Annotated in this window: 18 protein-coding genes; 15 read left to right on the forward strand and 3 right to left on the reverse strand. The window is 36.6% G+C overall.

Translation table 11 applies throughout. From position 1 onward, the window contains the following. Positions 1-59 precede the first annotated feature (59 nt). Positions 60-1,364, forward strand: a complete 1,305-nt coding sequence (gene argH, locus V0410_RS00490) for an argininosuccinate lyase (protein ID WP_330745854.1) — start codon at positions 60-62, stop codon at positions 1,362-1,364. Positions 1,365-1,815: 451 nt separating this feature from the next. Here the strand turns inward: argH and V0410_RS00495 are convergent, their stop codons facing one another. Next, positions 1,816-2,277: an Lrp/AsnC family transcriptional regulator gene (locus V0410_RS00495; protein ID WP_002980286.1), complete on the reverse strand. Its 462-nt coding sequence runs from the start codon at positions 2,275-2,277 to the stop codon at positions 1,816-1,818. 240 nt (positions 2,278-2,517) lie between these two features. Here V0410_RS00495 and V0410_RS00500 point away from each other — a divergent pair, with 240 nt between their 5' ends. The 13 genes from V0410_RS00500 to V0410_RS00560 all read left to right on the forward strand — a co-directional run bounded on the left by V0410_RS00500 (position 2,518) and on the right by V0410_RS00560 (position 17,386). Beyond that, the gene (locus tag V0410_RS00500) at positions 2,518-3,408 is read left to right on the forward strand and encodes an aspartate carbamoyltransferase catalytic subunit (protein ID WP_110011104.1); all 891 of its coding nucleotides are present in this window, start codon (positions 2,518-2,520) and stop codon (positions 3,406-3,408) included. 96 nt (positions 3,409-3,504) lie between these two features. Further along, positions 3,505-4,578, forward strand: coding sequence for a carbamoyl phosphate synthase small subunit (locus V0410_RS00505; RefSeq protein ID WP_121487400.1), 1,074 nt, complete (start codon positions 3,505-3,507; stop codon positions 4,576-4,578). A gap of 41 nt (positions 4,579-4,619) precedes the next feature. Continuing rightward, entirely contained in the window at positions 4,620-4,973 is a 354-nt protein-coding gene (locus V0410_RS00510) for a four helix bundle protein (RefSeq protein ID WP_062670677.1), read from the forward strand. Positions 4,974-5,032: 59 nt separating this feature from the next. Continuing rightward, positions 5,033-8,215 carry a carbamoyl-phosphate synthase large subunit gene (gene carB, locus V0410_RS00515; protein ID WP_227941688.1) on the forward strand — a complete coding sequence of 1,061 codons (3,183 nt, stop codon included), beginning with the start codon at positions 5,033-5,035 and terminating at the stop codon, positions 8,213-8,215. A 121-nt stretch (positions 8,216-8,336) separates the two neighbouring features. Further along, the gene (locus V0410_RS00520) at positions 8,337-8,780 is read left to right on the forward strand and encodes a hypothetical protein (RefSeq protein WP_330745855.1); all 444 of its coding nucleotides are present in this window, start codon (positions 8,337-8,339) and stop codon (positions 8,778-8,780) included. A gap of 9 nt (positions 8,781-8,789) precedes the next feature. After that, entirely contained in the window at positions 8,790-9,248 is a 459-nt protein-coding gene (locus tag V0410_RS00525) for a hypothetical protein (protein ID WP_330745856.1), read from the forward strand. 144 nt (positions 9,249-9,392) lie between these two features. Beyond that, positions 9,393-10,193: a hypothetical protein gene (locus V0410_RS00530; protein ID WP_330745857.1), complete on the forward strand. Its 801-nt coding sequence runs from the start codon at positions 9,393-9,395 to the stop codon at positions 10,191-10,193. A 56-nt stretch (positions 10,194-10,249) separates the two neighbouring features. Continuing rightward, positions 10,250-11,086 (forward strand): hypothetical protein, encoded by an 837-nt coding sequence (locus V0410_RS00535; protein ID WP_330745858.1) that lies wholly within the window; start codon positions 10,250-10,252, stop codon positions 11,084-11,086. A gap of 203 nt (positions 11,087-11,289) precedes the next feature. Further along, positions 11,290-11,790 carry a hypothetical protein gene (locus V0410_RS00540; protein ID WP_330745859.1) on the forward strand — a complete coding sequence of 167 codons (501 nt, stop codon included), beginning with the start codon at positions 11,290-11,292 and terminating at the stop codon, positions 11,788-11,790. Positions 11,791-11,938: 148 nt separating this feature from the next. After that, entirely contained in the window at positions 11,939-12,535 is a 597-nt protein-coding gene (locus V0410_RS00545) for a Crp/Fnr family transcriptional regulator (protein ID WP_330745860.1), read from the forward strand. Positions 12,536-12,709: 174 nt separating this feature from the next. Beyond that, a complete protein-coding gene (locus V0410_RS00550; RefSeq protein ID WP_330745861.1) occupies positions 12,710-14,860 on the forward strand; it encodes a TonB-dependent siderophore receptor in 2,151 nt (716 codons plus the stop codon). Between the two features lie 215 nt (positions 14,861-15,075). After that, positions 15,076-16,350: a PepSY-associated TM helix domain-containing protein gene (locus V0410_RS00555; protein WP_330745862.1), complete on the forward strand. Its 1,275-nt coding sequence runs from the start codon at positions 15,076-15,078 to the stop codon at positions 16,348-16,350. Beyond that, the gene (locus tag V0410_RS00560; RefSeq protein WP_330745863.1) at positions 16,334-17,386 is read left to right on the forward strand and encodes an alpha/beta hydrolase; all 1,053 of its coding nucleotides are present in this window, start codon (positions 16,334-16,336) and stop codon (positions 17,384-17,386) included. The genes V0410_RS00555 and V0410_RS00560 overlap by 17 nt, the downstream gene beginning before the upstream one ends. A 224-nt stretch (positions 17,387-17,610) precedes the next feature. On the opposite strand, the gene V0410_RS00565 is transcribed toward V0410_RS00560, so the two are convergent. Together V0410_RS00565 and V0410_RS00570 are read right to left on the reverse strand one after the other, a co-directional pair. Further along, positions 17,611-18,624: a hypothetical protein gene (locus V0410_RS00565; RefSeq protein WP_330745864.1), complete on the reverse strand. Its 1,014-nt coding sequence runs from the start codon at positions 18,622-18,624 to the stop codon at positions 17,611-17,613. Positions 18,625-18,657: 33 nt separating this feature from the next. Then, the gene (locus V0410_RS00570; RefSeq protein ID WP_330745865.1) at positions 18,658-19,512 is read right to left on the reverse strand and encodes a hypothetical protein; all 855 of its coding nucleotides are present in this window, start codon (positions 19,510-19,512) and stop codon (positions 18,658-18,660) included. A gap of 69 nt (positions 19,513-19,581) precedes the next feature. Between V0410_RS00570 and V0410_RS00575 the strand changes: the two genes are divergently transcribed. Next, entirely contained in the window at positions 19,582-20,100 is a 519-nt protein-coding gene (locus tag V0410_RS00575; RefSeq protein ID WP_330745866.1) for a Crp/Fnr family transcriptional regulator, read from the forward strand. Positions 20,101-20,147 lie beyond the last annotated feature (47 nt).

Consider the following 20,147-nt stretch of genomic DNA (forward strand, 5'->3'; position numbering starts at 1 on the left):
AATAAGGATTGCCTTGCCGGGCATGTCAAAACCAACAAATATTTAAATCAAATATTATCATGAAAAAAATATGGCAGAAGGATGACCTTGCCACCAATATATTAGTCAATCAATTTACAGTCGGTAAAGATCTTGACTTCGACGAGCGTTTAGCCAAATATGACGTTAAAGGTTCTATGGCACATTGTAAAATGCTGGCAGAAACCGGCATTATTACAAAAGAAGAATCAGAGCAGATGTTATCTGTTTTAAGTAGTATTTTAAATCAAATTGAGGATGGGACTTTTGAAATTGATAAAGAAGCTGAGGATATCCATTCTCAGGTAGAAGCGATCCTGATTGAAGAATTAGGAGATACGGGAAAGAAAATCCATACGGCACGATCAAGAAATGATCAGGTTTTACTGGATATCAAACTGTATTTATTGGATGAAATCCGTGAAATTACAGCCCTTACAGACGAGTTTTTTCAGATTTTAATTCAGCTGGCAGATCAGCATAAAAATGTTCTGCTTCCGGGATACACCCATTTCCAGATTGCGATGCCTTCATCATTTGGGTTGTGGTTCGGAGCTTATGCAGAAGCGCTTTTGGATGATGTGGAAATGCTGTTTTCAGTGAAGAATATCATTAATAAAAATCCACTGGGATCAGCTGCTGGTTATGGTTCGTCTTTTCCGATCAATCGTGAAAGTACCACCTATAACTTAGGCTTCCAGTCCATGAATTACAATTCTGTTTACGCTCAGATGACCCGTGGAAAGTCAGAAAAAATGCTGGCCATGGCGATGGCTACTTTAGCGGGAACGCTTGGCAAGTTCGCTTATGATGTATGTCTTTATCTGAGCCAGAACTTTGATTTTATCAGCTTTCCAAAAGAATTTACTACGGGAAGCAGTATCATGCCGCACAAAAAAAATCCGGATATCTTTGAGCTGGTTCGTGCACGATGCAACAGAATTCAGTCACTTCCAAACGAACTGATCCTTCTAACAAGCAATCTGCCTTCAGGATATCACAGAGATGTACAGCTGACAAAAGAAATTCTTTTCCCGGCGATAGATTCTTTAAAGGAATGTCTGGAAATCTTAAGCTATACTTTACCGAATATTAAGGTGAAAGACGGGATTCTGGAGGACGAGAAATACAAATACCTTTTCAGTGTGGAAAAGATCAATGAAGAGGTGAAAAGCGGAAGTTCTTTCCGTGATGCTTATGTAAAAGTAGGGCAGGAGATTGAAAACAATACGTTTGAATTTGAACCCGGCAACCTTGAACATACCCATCAGGGAAGTATAGGAAATCTTTGTCTGGATAAAATAGAATATCAGTTCAATAAACTGAAAAATAAATTATTGGGTTAGAATCTAAGCCATTAGGATCATCAAAACTTAGGCAAAAATCAGTAGAATTTCTAAAATTATTTTAGCCTGCTGTCTTTTCGTTGTGGAAGCCTTAATCTTAAATCTTATCTGCTTAAGTGATCTTAATGGTTGGATTTTACTCTGCTCTTTGAATTTGATGATTGATAAATTGAACCATTAAGGTAGTTGAAGATTTCAAGGTTAATTAAGGAAATCTGCTGCATAAAATTTTATCGGAGATAAAATCTTTGCTCCTTATTACATAAAGTTTATAAATTTCTTTTGCGTCTTTGCGTTTTCTAACAAAATAAGAGATTATAAAAATCGAAAAATGTTGGTATACGCAAAGGCGCAAGGAATTGTATGATAAATATTACTTTTAAGACACAAGAAAATCCAAAGATTTTCAGCAAGTGAAATAGAAATAAATAATGAGTTTAAAATAGAAGGATTATTCCAGATCAATTTTGAATTTGGTAGATTTTTTTACCTCATGAAGGACAATGGAACTGTGGTACTGCCCGATATTGGGAATGTTTGAAATAACATTAACCGCAAATTCGTTATAAGAATTGATGTCCTTGGCAATAATCTTCAACATATAGTCGTACTCTCCGGAAAGGCTGATGATTTCCTGTACTTCATCATATTTTCCGATATGGTTCTCAAAAGTTTCCAAAACTTTCTTGGATTGTTCCTTGAGACGGACATTACAATAGACTACAATATTTAACCCCAGTTTTTCACGGTTTAAAAGTCCCACATACTTCTGAATGATCCCCTGCTTCTCCAGTTGTTTGATTCGCTCATACGTAGGAGTAAAGGTAAGACCTATCTTTTCGGAAATTTCTTTAACCGATAGCGTAGAGTCTTCCTGAATAATGCTGAGAATCATTTTGTCTTTTAAATCCATAGAATAAATTTGAGTGTTAACAAAAATATTAATTTTAAATGAGAATAAGGAAAGACTGAAGTTTTTAATTTATTTTAAACATAATTTTTGCCAGTTCATAAAATTGTTGTATCTTTGCACCTAATGAATAAAAAAGCATTTATATCATTAGATTTACCGGGCGAAAGCGCCCTTTACGATATTTATTGTTATTAGCGAAGATTGTTGTCTTCGCTTTTTTTATGCCCAAAAATTAGAATTATGTTTACGATTACAGAACTAAGCACCGAGAGAATCAACAGTATACTGACAGAAGCACTGGCTTTTGCAAACGGTAAAACTGCTAAAATTGAAGGAGAAGTTTTTTGCTCAAATCTTTTCTTCGAAGACAGTACAAGAACGAAAACAAGTTTTGATCTTGCAGAAAGAAAACTGGGACTTCAGGTAGTTCCTTTTGATGCATCACACAGTTCGGTAAACAAAGGTGAGAGTCTTTATGACACCGTAAAGACTATTGAAAGTATAGGAGTAAACCTTGTAGTGATCCGCGATAAGAAAGACAGATACTTCGAAGAACTGAAAAATATTAACATTCCGGTGATCAACGGAGGAGACGGAACAGGAAACCACCCTTCACAATGTATGCTGGATTTGCTGACTATTTATCAGGAATTCGGAAAGTTTGAAGGATTGAAAGTAGGAATTGTAGGAGATGTAAAACACAGCCGCGTAGCAAACTCAAATGCAGAGGCACTACGAAGACTGGGAGCAAAAGTTTACTTCTCAGGACCGGAACAGTGGTTTGACGAGGGAGCCCTGATCAACGGAACTTATATGTCGGTAGATGAACTGATCGGCGAAGTGGATGTGTTAATGCTATTAAGAATCCAGCACGAAAGACACGATTCCGCAATGAGTTTCACCGCTTCAGAATACCATAAAAGATATGGTCTGACGAAAGAAAGAGAAAAGGCCATGAAAAAAGAAGCAATCATCATGCATCCCGCTCCCATCAACAGAGGAGTGGAAATAGATTCGGATCTTGTAGAATGCGAAAGATCAAGAGTCTTCAAACAAATGCAAAACGGAGTATTCGCAAGAATGGCCATCTTAAAAGGAGCATTGGAAAGCAAAGGGTATACTTTCAAATAAGAGCCAAGGTGAAAGTAAGAAGTAAAAAGGTAAAGAGCCCTGTAAGGGCGACCTGTTAATGACGTATAATAAAATAATAAGAGATAAAAGTTTAAAATGAAGAAAAAATTAATACTGGAGTCCGGTGAAGTGTTTCATGGAGAAGGTTTCGGAGCAGAATTGGAAACTGCAGGGGAAGTAGTTTTCAATACCGGAATGACAGGGTATCAGGAATTGATTTCTGACCCATCGTATTGCGGTCAGATAGTTTGTATGACCTATCCGCTTATCGGGAATTATGGTATTAACCGTGATGATTATGAAAGTATCGAGCCGGCAATCAAAGGACTTATCGTAAAAGAACTTTGCGATCTTCCTTCCAACTTCCGTACTCAGATCACTTTAGATGAATTATTTAAAAAGAAAAACCTTTCAGGAATTTCAGGAATCGACACCAGAAGACTGACAAGAGTTCTTCGTAACCATGGAGTGGTAAAAGGAAAAATTGTAAATGCTGATGCTGATGAAACAGCAGTAGCTTCTGAATTGAAATCAACAACTTTCCCTACCAATCAGGTTGAGGAGGTTTCTACAAAAACACCTTATGCTAATCCAAACAGAGGTTTCAAAGTAGTATTGGTAGACTTCGGTGCCAAGCTGGGAATTATCAGAGAATTGTCTCAGAGAAACTGTGACATCATCGTGGTTTCTCAGGATACCACAGCAGAAGAAATCCTGTTGATGAATCCTGACGGAATTATGTTGTCAAACGGTCCTGGTGACCCTGAAGATGTACCCCATGCTTTAGACATGATCAGAGGATTATTAGGAAAAGTCCCAATCTTCGGAATCTGCTTAGGACACCAGTTAATTGGTCTTGCTTGTGGAGCAAAAACTTTCAAACTGAAATTCGGACACAGAGGAGGAAACCACCCGGTATTGGATCTGGAGAAAAATACAGTAGCCATTACTTCTCAAAACCACGGATATGCGGTAGATCAGGAAAGTTTAAAAGGAACAGACCTTATCGAAACGCACATCGCCCTGAATGACAGAACCAACGAAGGATTAAAACACAAAATCCACCCTTGTTTCTCCGTTCAGTATCACCCTGAAGCAAGCCCGGGTCCTGAAGATGCAAACTACCTGTTTGATGAGTTCATTCAAATGATGGAGGACTTTAAGAAATAAGAGAGACTTCAGATATTAGACATCAGATAGCAGACTTTATCATGCATAATTTTGAAAAATTGGTCTTTTGGCAGAAATCTATTGAACTTGCAAAACAGGTTTATATCATTTGTGCGGAGTTACCTAAAGATGAAAAGTTTGGTTTGATTTCTCAAATTAAAAGATCTGTAATCTCTATTCCTTCAAATATAGCTGAAGGTGCAGGAAGAAATAATGATAGAGAATTTTATCATTTTCTCGGTATAGCAAATGCATCCTCCTTTGAGTTACAGACCCAGTTAATTTTAACTAGAGAATTAAATTTACTTGAAGCAGAAAAAGTTAATGGTTTAATATCAAATCTAAATGAAATTCAAAGAATGATTTATACATTCAAATCTAATTTAAAAAAGTAAATCAACCTGTTGGAAGTCTGAAATCTGACATCTAACATCTGGTATCTAAAAAAAGAAAAATGGCAAAACGTACAGATATAAAAACAATTTTAGTAATCGGTTCAGGACCTATCATCATCGGTCAGGCAGCTGAATTTGATTACGCAGGAACGCAGGCTTGTCTGTCTCTTAAAGAAGAAGGCTACAAGGTAATTTTGATCAACTCGAACCCTGCAACGATCATGACGGATGTGGAAATCGCTGATAAAGTATATATCGAGCCGATTTCATTACAGTTTGTAAGCCACATCATCAGAAAAGAACGTCCGGATGCTTTATTACCAACTCTTGGAGGGCAGACAGGTCTGAATATGGCGGTAGAACTGGAGAAATCAGGAATTCTTGAAGAGTGCAAAGTGGAAGTATTGGGAACAAAACTTTCTGCCATCAACAGAGCAGAAGACAGAGACCTTTTCCGTGAGCTGATGAGAGAACTGAACGAGCCGGTACCGGAATCTGATATCGTCAATACGGTAGAAGGAGCGCTTGCTTTCGCAGATGAAATCGGATATCCTGTAATTGTTCGTCCTGCCTTTACAATGGGAGGAACCGGAGGTGGTATCGCTTCCACAGAAGCTGAATTGAAAGAAATCGCTGAATTGGGATTAAAGCACAGCCCGGTTACACAGTGTCTTATTGAAAAATCAATCGCAGGTTTCAAAGAAATTGAATACGAAGTAATGCGTGATGCAAACGACAACGCCATTGTGGTTTGTAACATGGAAAATATAGACCCGGTAGGTGTTCATACAGGAGATTCAATCGTAGTAGCACCTTCTCAGACGCTTTCAGACAGAGAATATCAGTTACTGAGAAATGCTTCACTGAAAATCATCAGAGCATTAGGAATTGAAGGTGGATGTAACGTACAGTTAGCTTTAGATCCGCATTCATTCGATTACTATATCATCGAAGTAAACCCTAGAGTTTCCCGTTCATCAGCGTTAGCAAGTAAAGCAACAGGTTACCCGATTGCAAAGATTGCTGCGAAGATCGCAGTTGGATTAACTCTGGATGAAATCATGAACCCGGTAACAGGAAAAACATACGCATGTTTTGAGCCGGCTCTTGACTATGTGGTAACGAAATTCCCAAGATTCCCATTCGATAAATTCGAAACGGCAGACAGAAGACTTTCTACTCAGATGAAAGCTACCGGAGAAGTAATGGCGATCGGAAGAAACCTGGAAGAATCTTTACAAAAAGCGATCCGTTCATTAGAAACAGGAATCAAACATTTAGGATTAAAAACAAAGCAGGCTCAGGCACTTACTGCTGAAGAAATCGAAAGAAGAATCAGAGTATGTGATGACGAAAGATTATTCATCATCGGGGATGCTTTAAGAAGAGGTTACGACTGGGAGCAGATTGTAGAATGGAGTAAAATCGACAAGTTCTTTATCTGGAAACTGAAAAAACTGGTTGACTTCGAAAAAGTAATCGCTGACAACAAATTTGATAAAGAAACCCTGATTGAAGCTAAGAGATTAGGTTTCGCAGACATCAATATCGCTGTTCTTTGGGATGTAAAAGAGCGTGAGGTTTTCAACTTCAGAAAAGAAAACGGAATCATGCCGGTTTACAAAATGGTAGACACTTGTGCCGCTGAGTTTGAAAGTGAAACACCTTACTTCTATGGAACCTACGAAGAAGAAAACGAAAGTGTTGTTTCAGATAAAGAAAAAATCATTGTACTAGGTTCAGGACCTATCAGAATCGGACAAGGTGTTGAGTTTGATTACGCAACCGTTCACTCAGTATGGGCAATCAAAGAAATGGGGTACGAAGCGATTATCATCAACAACAACCCTGAGACAGTTTCTACAGACTTCTCAATTTCAGATAAACTTTACTTCGAGCCGCTTACAGAAGAAGATGTGATGAACATCATCGAGCTTGAAAAGCCTAAAGGAGTAGTGGTACAGTTCGGAGGGCAGACAGCGATCAACCTTGCAGATAAACTAGCCGCTCACGGAGTACAGATCTTAGGAACTTCATTAGAAGATCTTGACAGAGCTGAAAACAGAGATAAATTCGAAAAAGCACTTCAGGAGCTTGGAATTCCTCAGCCAAAAGGAAGAACTTCAACTTCCAAAGAAGAAGCGATAAAAATTGCCAACGAAATCGGATATCCGGTATTGGTTCGTCCAAGCTATGTTCTTGGAGGTAGAGCAATGGAAATTGTATACGCTGAAACAGAATTGGCTCACTACATGGAGCACGCAGTAGATGCGAGTCCTGAACACCCTGTTTTGGTAGACAAGTACATGGTAGGAAAAGAAATCGAAGTAGATGCCATCTGCGACGGTGAAACGGTAGTGATCCCGGGAATTATGGAGCACATCGAAAGAGCAGGGGTTCACTCCGGAGACTCTATCGCAGTGTATCCGCCGCAAAATATCTCTCAGAGCGAGATAGATACTTTGGTAGACTACACTCAGAGACTGGCAAAAGGATTAAACGTTATCGGATTAATGAATATCCAGTATGTTCTTTTCGAAGGAAATGTTTATGTAATTGAAGTAAATCCACGTTCTTCAAGAACAGTTCCTTTCTTATCTAAAATCACAGAGGTTCCTATGGCGAACCTTGCAACAAAGGCAATCTTAGGACAAAAACTGAAAGATTTAGGTTACGAAAACGGATTGGTTCCAAACAAAGAAGGCGTATTTGTAAAAGTACCCGTATTCTCTTTCTCTAAATTAACGAAAGTTGATATCTCTTTAGGCCCTGAAATGAAGTCTACAGGAGAAGTTATGGGGAAAGATACAACCCTTGAAAAAGCATTGTACAAAGGATTGGTTGCAGCAGGAAGAAAAGTTCCTATGCACGGATCTATCCTGTTCACAGTGGCAGATAAGCACAAAGATGAAGCAGCAGCTCTTGCCGCAAGATTCCATGAAGTAGGATTCAGAATCTGGGCTACAGAAGGTACTGCGAAGTTCTTCGAAGAAAAAGGAATCCCTTGCAAAATCGGATACAAAATAGGAGAGGAAGATGTAAACCTTATCGACCTGATCCAGAAAGGAAAAGTTCAGTATGTTGTGAATACCACTACAAAAGGTAAGCAGGCAGAAAGAGACGGATTCCAGATCAGAAGAATGAGTGTGGAAAACGGTGTTCCTTGTTTAACTTCAATGGATACGGTAGAAGCCATCTTAAAAGTAATCGAAAGCATGAGCTTCAAAATGGAGACGATGTAATTTCGAGCTATAATAAATATTAAAATCCCACAAGTTTTCTTGTGGGATTTTTTTATCAATTAATCCAGGAAAAATAAAGGATTCTGTTTACTTTTGCAAAAGCCATTTAAACTTCAGTACAATGAATATAAAATCAATTACGATAGGATTTCTATGTTGTATTTTCGTAGCAGTGCTTTCAGGATGTTCCTGGATAACTGATTTCTATATTCAAAACCTGACTGACTCCAAAAAAATAATTAAGATCAATTACAGTTATCCCATCTCAAAAGCAATTGATAATGAAGCCGACAGCTTTGCATTTAATTATGAAAGTGGAATATTGTCACCTCGGTCTTTCTATAAAATCAAAAATCCAAAGTCTCTTGAAAAAATAGAAGTGAAAGACTCTTCCATTGTCCTTGAACTTTATCCAAATTCAACAACAAAAATTTACACAAGCCATAATGGAAGCTGGAGATATAGGATTAAAAGTGTTGAGATTAATGGAACCATTTTTTATCCTTCAGAATTAATAAATAAAAGCAGATATATCAGTAAGAGTTATGTTTATAAAATTAATTAAAAGTTTACTATGAATTTTTATTTGAAAATAAAACAGACTTTTCTAAAAAGCGTAGTAGCGTTTATACTTATTATTGGTTTTCAGGCCAAAGCTCAAAAATCCCAGTTTAATATTATTGGAAACTGGGAATCCATTGATTACTGGAAGAGTAAAGGCAAAGCAGGCTTTACAAAAGATGGATATGTATCTATTACAATTAACGGGGAAGAAATTGACGGCAAGAATTTTATCATCCACGGAGGTCCTAATAATGGACAAAAGGGTGAACTCAAATATAAAATTGATATGGAAAAGACACCAATTCATATTGATTTTATTGCACTAAAAGATAATCAGGAAAAAGGAAGACTGCTAGGAATTATTGTTCCTATTAACGATTCAAAATTCCTTATGCTGATCAACATGAATGGGAAACGGCCTGAAAGTATAGATCATAATGAAACAATGACACTTACAAAGATTGAATAAAATTGATCTGAAAACAATTCAAACCTCATAGATTTCAAAAATCTATGAGGTTTTTTTTAGTCCCTATTAAAAATGTTTGTAGATCAATATAAAATCTATATTTTCGGATGAGGTAACCCATAATATATTAATGATCTTAAAAATATGTCGAGATTAATTTTGCTTCTCTTTTTTCTAACCTCTTTAATTTCCTGCAATGGAGATCTTAAAGAGTTTAAACTATTGAGGTATTCAGATAAAAATAAAAAATATGAATTTGAAATTTGGGAAAGAAATTATGGTCAAAATGACTCTTTAGATTTTGTAAAGACCTATTTCAGAGTTATTAATTCTGAAAACCAGATAATAAATAAGAACAATACGGAATTTTTATTTTATAATAATCAGCATAAAATTGATGAATTAATCTCTGTTTATCATCGAGGTTGGAGAACTCATATTCTATCCTATAAGTATCTTTATACCACTAATGGTAAACTTAATTTTGTAATACAAAGAGACGATAACAAAACTGACACTATTGAGCATTATTTATATAATCATTTCAATCAATTAATCGAAAAGAGAAATGGTCTTTATAAAGTAAAGTATACTTATGAAAAAGATAAATTGATTGAAGTCACTGAATTTGAAAATGATGAAGTTTCCAAGCATTCAAAATTTATTTATGATGACAGAAGAAATAAATCAATTGAAAACTGGGTTTTTAGTGGTGATCAAAAAATGAGAACTTATTTTAAGTACAATTCTAAAAACAAATTAATAAGTAAAAGAGACAGTTCTATAACCGTTCATGGCAATCCTAATGAATATGTTGAATTCCTTACGCTATATCAATATAACCACAACGATTCTTTAGTAGAAGAAAAAAACTTTGGAAGAGTTCTCAGTGAAAAAGATTTTAAATATCGTGGAAAAACAACGTATGAGTATAAAAAACTGTGACGTTAAAGCATTGAAATATTTTCAACGATGTAACCAAGTTTAACAACCAATGAAGAATGGATAAAAAAGCAATACAAATTTTACTCAACACTATAAAAACTTCCCAGAACGAAAGTGTAAGGGATTGGTTTTATTGGGAAACCTATATGCAGTATATCTCCGAAGATGATTTTGAGTATGCAAAGAAACAGTCTGTAATGTATGATCAGGAAGACATAAGCCATGATGAAATTTGCAGGAGAATTAAAAGTGCTGTGGCTGGTATTGAAAAGCAGAAAGTTGTGGATGCTTTCGTATATAGTTTAAGTACCAGGCAATTAGAATATCGTTCATTTTTATCCAGCTATTGTATTGCAGAAAGTCTGGAAGAACATAGCTTTACGCCAAGCCCGGAACCTAATGAAGACATCTGTGCCATATGCGGGCTTCATACCTTTGAGTTTGAAGATCCTATCGAATTCAATACCATCAATTATTTCAAATACAAGGATGGATGTTGTTTTGATAATTTAATTCAGGTTTTATTTGATGTAGAACAGTTTCCAAAACTTCCGGTCGTTAAACCCATCGAAAATGACTACAGGATTCTTAATGAACTGAAAGAAATTATTGAAACATCAGAACCCGGCGACAGAATTTCTCAACTTAAAAAGAGAATCGCCAAAACAGTAAAATCAAATGATGAAGAACGATTAGGATTGTTGGAAATTTTAGGAGTTATCGGAATTTTACATGATGATACTCATTTTGGGTATGCAGATCAATATGTTACCTATCCGGAAAGAGAACACAGACCCATTAGGAATGATGATGTTGGTTATCCCGCAAGATGGTGGCAGGGAAAATTTGGAATTGATGATGAGAAATGGAAGTACTGGTTTGAAAGCAATTAAGTGATTTTTTATCATGCTATCGTACATTTAAAAGCAAATTTTCAATACAAAAAACAGGGTTAAAATGAATTCGGAAGTGTTTTTATCGGATTAGCTTAAAAGTAGATTATGTTTGCCGAATTATTTATAAATTAGAGCGTTAAAATTCAAGCTGTTAATATTATTTAAAAACTAATACAATTCCACCAAATCAAAATATAACCATGGCAGAATATTACGCAAAATCAAGCAATTCTTTAACTTTTGAAATCACAAAAGAGGAAAAATTAATTGGGAAACTTGCCTACACAAGTTGGTTTAAATTTAATGCTGTCATTGAAATTGCAGATGGTAAAATCTATCAGGTGGAGCCGAAAGGTTTTTGGGGAACTACGATTGAGCTTAAAGACCATGAAAGGGTACTTCTTAAATTCAGAATGAACTGGAACGGGGAAATTGTGGTGCAAACTTATTTTGACGGCGTGAAAAATGGTTATCTTTTTAAACACAGAGGCATTTTTAAAGAATCATTTGTCCTTACAGATCAGGACGGCATCGAGCTGATGATTATAAAACCCCACCTGAAATGGACGTCTATGAATTACGAATACCAGATCACCACCTCTGATGCCTATGAAACCTTTCCGGAAAAAGAAATCGTTTTAATTAATGCACTGCATTGCGCCAATTACTATATGTCGATGATGGCAGCTGCGGTGGTGTAAACTAAAGAAGTACTTTAGTATATACTTAGCCCTATTAAAGTGTCTTACATACCCATTTCTCCCTTGCAGAAACGTAGTGAGGATATTATTTATTTCTTATTAATAATAAAGCTATACCTTTAACAAACTTAAATAAATAAATAAATAAATGATAATATCTGAAAATATATTGCTGCAGAATGGTGGAGAGGTTTTAGACTTTCACTCTAACGATCTTATCTTTAAACAGGATACACGTGCAAAGCATTACTTGCAAATAATAAAAGGGACTGTTAAAATGAATACCACCAATTGCGGTGGCAAAGAATTTTTGTACGGTTTACCTTTTGATGGCCATTGCATTGCTGAATCCTACATGTTTTGTGACAAAAAGTACCCGTTTAACGCTACTGCTACTTCAAAATGTGAAATAATAAGGTTGGAAAAAGATAAATTCCTTGATTTAATGAGCAAAACACCAGCTCTTTTGCTGAATGTTTTTGCCTATAGTGCAGAAAGGATTCATTACAAAAATCTGCTGCTTTCAACCTTAGATATGACCAGTTCCTTAGAACGGTTAACCCTTCTACTGAATTATATTAAAGAATTTTATATGCTTGATAATCTTAAGCCCTTTATTATTCCTTTTACAAGACAGCAGCTGGCTTCATTATCAGGTCTTTGCCTTGAGACCATTATCAGGACTGTAAAAAAAATGGAGTCTCTCAAATTACTGGTTATTGTTAATGGAAAAATTTCTTACTAGATATTGAGGATATCCACTCAATAGAAGGAGGATGATGCATATAAGGGTTTCTGATTTTTCAGAAATCCTTTATTTATGGGGTATTTCATTAAGTAAGTTTTATGATTTGTATCATGTTTTTATTTAGAATTAATAAAAATAAGGTAGTTTTGCAGAACTAACTTAATTATAAACATGAAAAAAACTATTATTTCTGCAGCTCTGTTAGCCGTAACGATGCTGAGTGCCCAGGAAACGGATACCATTAAAGTGGCTGAAATCCAGTCTGTATCACTCCAGGGAACTCACAATTACAGAACCAAAAAATCTGAATCTATCGCAAGACTTCCTCTTGAAAACCTTGAAAATCCCACTGTTTATAACCTTGTTCCCAAAGAAATCATCAGTGAAATGGGAGCAATGGACTTCAATACAGCCATGGCTTCTGCTCCGGGAGTTGTTGTCAGCAACAGTGTCAATGACAGTGGAAACGATATTTTCATGAGAAGTTTCAGTTCCAATGCCAGTTTCAGAAACGGATTGATTCAAAACCCAAGGGTACAATCCGAGATCGCTAATATCGAGAGAGTAGAAGTAATAAAAGGCCCATCCGGAACTTTATTCGGAGGAACATTAGCCAATTATGGCGGTGTGGTGAATATCGTTACGAAAAAACCACAGGAAAATTTCGGAGGAATTATCAATTATACCACTGGAAGCTGGGGAATGAACAGAATCACAGCCGATGTAAACACCCCTTTGAACAAAGAAAAAACAGCATTGGCAAGATTCAATGTGGCAGCCTATTCTCAGGATTCTTTCCAGGATGCAGGGTATAATAAAGGACTATTTTTCTCAGGAAGTGTTTTGTACAAAGTAAGCGACAAAACCACGGTGACACTTGATACCGAGTTCCATGCTCCGGATAAAACATTGAATGCCTATGTAAGAAATTCAGAAAAGCTGACCTTACACTCTATGAAAGACCTGGAAGTGGCTTACAAAAGAGCATTCACAAGTAATGACATCGGTTCCAAAAGAACCAATTTTGTAACAATGGCTGAGGTTACCCATAAATTCAATGATCAATGGACGTCAAGAACATCTTACCAAAGAGGAGAAGCCAATGAAAATGAGTCGATCTTTTTGGTGTTAAGATATCTGAATAATAATCAGGTAGAAAGAATGATCCGTCCTTTTGACAGCTTTAAAGTGACCACAGATAATATCCAGCAGAATTTCACAGGAGATTTTAAAATAGCAGGTCTTCGAAACCGTCTGGTAGTGGGAATAGATTACTTCCAGCAAAGAACAAAATATCAGTTTCCATATTATGAAGCCAATGGATACAGTAATGTTTTCATGCCTTATGACAAGGTAAATCTTGACAGCTCTTCTCCATGGGATCCTATCTCAAGAAACAAATTCATGAATAAGGAAAGAAAATCCACAGAATCTGATATCACAACATTCAGAACGATAAGCGGTTATATTTCCAATGTTTTGAATGTCACAGATAACTTACTGGTAATGGCCAGTTTGAGAGTAGACCACTATAAAAATGATGACACAGTAGTAAACGGTGTAGAGATTTCTACCAAAAACGGATATCCTGAAAATAAAGTGACCGGATACAGCCAGACCCAGTTTTCACCAAAATTCGGATTGGTGTATGAAATTGTAAAAGATCAGATCTCATTCTTTGCCAATTATGTGAACGGATTTAAAAACTATGCACCATCATTGAATGAAGTAGGTGTTTTGACAAAATGGGATCCTGAGCAGGGAAATCAGATTGAAACTGGTTTTAAAGTAGATCTTTTCCATAAAAAATTACTGACAACCGTAAGCTATTATAATATTAATGTTAAAAATAGACTGGTTGCAGATCCGGGCGGAATAGGAAGTATTCAGGATGGGAATATCAAAAGTCAGGGACTGGAAATAGGGATCATTGCCAACCCTTTTAGAGGATGGAATATCGTTGCCGGATATGGTTATAACGATAATAAGTATGATGACCGGAGCAAAGACAGCGGAAAAAGAATCGCCTGGACTCCAAAACATGTAGCCAATCTATGGACAAGCTATAAAATCATGGACGGAGCTTATGAAGGACTTGGTTTCGGGGCCGGATTTAATTTTGTAGACCAAACCTATATCAATATTGTTAACCATTTTCTAGCTCCTTCTTACACTACTGTAGGTGCAACCATTTTCTACGACAAGAAAAAATACAGAATCGGTCTGAAAATGAATAATGCTCTGAATGAAAACTACTGGAACTTCTACGGACAGCCACAGAAGCCTAGAGAAATCCTTGCCAATTTTGCATTCAAATTTTAATACCTGAAAACAAAAAATATCAACGAAAATATAAGGATGAAAACCGCAAAGGTGCAACACTTAGATTTATAATACTCCCTATTTCTGAAGCCTTCAAATATGCTAAAGTAAACGGCAGCAGGAATAACTCTTTTCACTTTACATACACGCCATTATAAACTCTATTGCGCCTTTGCATTTTCTGCTCTTATATTTTGAATAGATAAAAAACAGATATGGAGAATAAAAAAACTAATCCTAAAAAAAAGCAGGGTAAATCCCTCACCAAAAGGATCACCGGCTGGCTGCATCTGTGGCTGGGGCTGGTTTCGGGAATCATTGTTCTTACAGTGACTCTTTCAGGAACGGTATTTGTCTTTTGTGACGAAATCATTGATCTGTGCGGCGGAAGCGCAAAATATGTCCAGGCTCCGGCTCATACTAAAAAAATGACCCCTGAAGAATTGCTTGTTCAGTTTCACCAGCAGGTTCCGGACAGAAAAGCGTTCTATTTTGATACATACAAAGATGCTGACAGAACCTTCAGAGTAGCTTCAGCAACGAAACCGCCTAAAAACAAAAATGCGGACAAAGCAGAAAAATCAAAGAAAAAAGAGCGTGGACCAAGAGGTGTATTTGCCTATCATTATCTCAACCCTTACACCGGAAAAGTAATCGGTTCTACAAAAAGCTATGAGTTTTTCTATATTGTGGCCCATATTCATGCGCAATTACTGGCTGGGAAGTTCGGGAAAACGGTAGTTGGCGTTGCTTCCATCATATTTTTTATCCAGCTCATCGGCGGACTGATTCTCTGGTGGCCTAAAAAATGGAACAAAACCACAAGAACAACCGCTTTTAAAATCAAATCCGGAACAAAATGGCGCAGGAAAAACTATGATTTTCATAATGTTTTTGGATTTTATTCATTGCTTCCTGCAGTGTTTATTACTATTACCGGACTGATCATGGCATACAAGATCTTAACCGATCTTACCCAGCAGGCCTTCGGAGGGGCTGTGGATGCCCATACCATTGCAGAAAAATATGAACCCAAGTTTGAGCCGGAGAAAAAAGCTCTGACCTATACTGATTTTGTTGATAGAAAATTCAAAGAATTTCCTGATGCAAAACAGTTCAGAATGAGTATTCCGAGAAATGATTCCGCAACGGTCTATCATGTGGTGGCCGCTCAGTTTATTGGTCTGAAAAGCCTTATCAACGGGAAAAGAATGGAAACCAACAAATACACCGGAAAGGAAATTGATTATCCTGAAGAAGTACAGAGGCATGAAGCGATTGAGCATATGAATTTTGACCTTCATGTAGGGTATTGGGGCGGAATGTTTGGTAAAATATTCACCTTCATTATCGGAATCATCTGTACAAGTCTGCCGGTTACCGGATTCCTGATCTGGTGGGGCAGAAGAAACAAATCGCCCAAAAAAAATAAAGAAATTAAGAACATTCATCAACACAGAAAAGATTCACACCATGAACAATTGGTTTAAAATTATTGCCCTCTCATTACTTTTAGTATTTACCTCCGGAAAAGCTCAGGACAAACTGATGATAGGAGAGAAACAAAACCTATTTTCAAAAGTTTTAAACGAAAACAGAGAAATCTGGATACATCTTCCTAAAACCTATAACGACAATACTATCAATCCTGCAAAATACCCGGTGATCTATCTTCTGGATGGAGAAATCAATTTTGAATATTACACAGGATTAACGGATTTCATTGCCAGAACTCCTTATGCAGATATTCCGGAATGTATTGTTGTCGGGATTAAAAACACAGAAAGAACAAGAGATCTTACCCCGACAAAGTCTCAAAAGAAAAGTCCTGTAAACCCTAATATCACTCTTTTTGCAGATAGTGGCGGAAGTGAAGACTTTCTGAAATTCATGCAGGAAGAATTGAAGCCGTTCGTTAATAAAAACTACAGAACACAGGATTATTCCGTGTTGGTAGGGCACTCTTTCGGAGGATTGTTTGCCATTAATACCTTCCTTTTACATCCGGATTATTTCAATGCTTATGTTGCGAATGATCCCAGTTTATGGTGGGACAATAAAGTAACCATCAAAAGAACGAAAGAGTATCTGGAAAAAAATAAAAACTTTCCTGCAAAAAAATCTTTGTATGTTTCTCAGGCAGACAATGAAGAACAGCAGAAAAACTGGAACTCCGATATGACTCAGGCTATTGAAGAATTTAAAGGCATGATAGAAAAAAACGGATCTTTGAACTATAAACATCGCTTTTTTGAAGGGGAAACCCACGGAACTGTTTCCTATCCCGGAAATTATGAAGCCTTGAAATTTATATTTAAAGGTTTCAGAACGGATATAAAACAGTTAGCTAAAAATCCCAAACTGCTTGAAGAAGAGTATCAAAAGTTTTCCGAAAAACTGGGAGTAGAATTTATCCCTTCAGAAACTTATCTGAATGTAGTCATCAAATTCATGAAGAGTAATGGTTTTAAAGAGTCCGAAACTTATTTTATGAATCTGAAAGACAAGTATTATCCTGAGAAATAATGCACTGAAAAAAAACCAAATCCGTTTACCAACAGATTTGGTTTTTTTATATCTTGATTCTAAAGTAAGCTTTGGCTAAAGCAGATTTATTCTAAAAAACGATCCGCACAGTTTATCATTCCGATTTCTTTTATTTAGATGATAAGAGTATAGATTCCTACGGAATGGACAACTGAGTGTATAATGGATTATTCCGGTAGAAATCTGAATAATTTTTCAGTGAATTAATGCCTGTTATCACAATTAATCGGGAAATCCTTCTCCTTTTGATCTAAAAAGCTGATGGAAGGACAACCAAAAGACTGTGCCATGAATCCAAAAATAACAGGAGGCTTTCCTTTGAACAGGTGGCCGGTATATTGGAAAACATTGGCTTCATCAGCATCTATTCCATACAGAGGAAGAAACTCTCCGCCATCACTTCCAGCAAGACTGAATGTTTTCTCCGCCATTTTTTCTTCGCGTTCATTGATGGCTACAAGTCTGCGTTCTGTGATATTCCCTTCTTCAAGATAATCCTGCAGGTAATAGGTCAGATTTTCATACTGTGCCTGGTAGGTTTTTCCCGGGGTAAGCTTTGATGGACTGAAATATTTTTTTGCAATAGCGGCATCAGCTTTTTGCCATTTCACAGCTTTCATTTTATGATCTACGAAAGGATTTTTATTCCCAAAATACGCGATGGCATTAATGTAACGGTCGTAGTCTGTTGTCTTTTGATGAGTGGCTACCTGAAACCCCATCATGTAAGAGTCCGGATCTAAATCTTCATCATCTGAATAAGGACTTAAATAAGCCACGGCCTTTAATTGGCTGACAGGCATTTTTTGAAGATGATTAGATCCATACTCATAGATGTACAAAGAATCATTTTCTTTGAGATGAATTCCATCAAGCAGTTTTTTTCTGCTCGGAGCATCCAGTTCAAAATGCTGGCGTTCCTCATAAGTCATCTGCTTCCGGTTTTTCATAATAGCTTCCGGTACAGGCTGTACTCCTTTATAGATATCCGAAACAGAAATGAAAATATCAATATCGGAATCTTTTTCTGCGGATGAAATGACAGACAGACTGAAAATATTAAAATCTGTATAATCTATTTTCTCTTCAGTTTTTACTGTTTTTACAGAATCATTTGTTGTTTTTATTTCTGTAGCCACTGTTTTTTTCTCTTCTTTCTTACAGCTGACGATAGCCAATGGCAAAAGTAAAAGAGCAGCGGCAGTTTTGGGTTTCATGATTTTTTTTAGCATTAAAGTGTTTATCATAGTCTAATTCATTTTGTAATAAGGTTCCGAAAAGTATTTGCTGGGTTTGATATAAGCCATTTTCCTTTCTGCATCAAAGATCCAGATAAACCTGCGGAGCATATCAGCACCGAGATAACTTACATTTTGTGTTTTCAGTTCCCCGGAGAAAAATCCTACGGAAACATCTTTAAATACACTGTTTCCCAACTTGAAATACGGCAAAACCGCTTGTTTGGTAGTTAAAGTTTTACCTTCAGAGTTCCTGAGGGTTTTCTCTCCTGTTATCTTCAGTTTTTTTTCAAGATGTTGTTTTTCAGCGAATTCGTTGCTGTAGAGTATTGCTCCCGAAAATCCGGATTGCAAAACAAAATAGGTTTCCTGCTGCGGTCCGTCATCCATAATATTATCTGCTGCAAGATAAAAGCCCTCATGATCCTGAATAATGTTAATGGGTTGATAATCTTTCAGATCCGGCATTTTGTCGTAGATCACAAACTGGTTGTTATCATAATCAATTTTAAAGGCTTTCCCTTCAAAAATTCCGGTTCCGATTTTTCCGTCCGCTTCATGACCTGTCAGCTGATTGTCAAAAAAACGCACATTTTCCTGGACGATCTTTCCGATCTCAACAGTATTATTATCGCTGATTTCTTCTTTATTAAAAATAAGATGACCTGCTTTGCGCTTGCTGTCGGGAGAAATTGAATAATCCTTCATGGCGATCTGAAACATCAGATCCAGAGAATCCTTTTTGTTGACAAGGGTCTTTACAATGATATTATTGTGTTTTGTGATCCGGAAGGGGATGGTCTGCTGTGCTTTCATACCATACAATCCGGCAGAAAGCAGTATGAAAAGTACTGTTCTTTTGAGCATTATCAGTGATTAGTGTTTTAAAACTTTAAAATTACCTATTATCTTTGGAAAAGCAAATAATAAAATGAAATGGTTGAAAAATTGCTTCAGAGCGGAATCCATTGGGAAAAGAAAGCATTCAGACGGAATGAGTTTCTGAAGATTTCAGGCAGTACAGATACCTCTATTTATTTTATAGAAAAGGGAAGTGTCCGGATCTTTATGATGGATGAAGATGAAGAAAGGATCATTCGTTTCGGATACACAGGAAATATTATTGTCAGCCTGGATTCCTTTTTGTCGGGAAAGCCTTCGGAACTTTACATTCAGGCGATTAAGAAAACAACGGTGAAAGTAGCTTCCAAAAAGGATTTCTATGCATTTATACAATCAAATGAAGAACACATGAAATTCTGGATGAGTGTTCTGGAAGATCTTGTACTACAACAGCTTGAAAGAGAAAAAGATCTGCTGATCAATGCTCCCGGAGAACGTTTTGAAAGAGTTTTAAAACGAAGCCCAAAGCTATTTCAGGAAGTTCCCAATAAATATATCGCCAATTATCTGAGAATGTCACCGGAAACCTTGTCCAGACTGAAAAAATCTTGAGTTCAGTCAAGATTTAAGAACAACCAGATCAGCATATTTGCATAAAA

The sequence above is a fragment of the Chryseobacterium sp. CP-77 genome, assembly GCF_036362765.1.
In the GTDB taxonomy this organism is placed as follows: domain Bacteria; phylum Bacteroidota; class Bacteroidia; order Flavobacteriales; family Weeksellaceae; genus Chryseobacterium; species Chryseobacterium cupriresistens.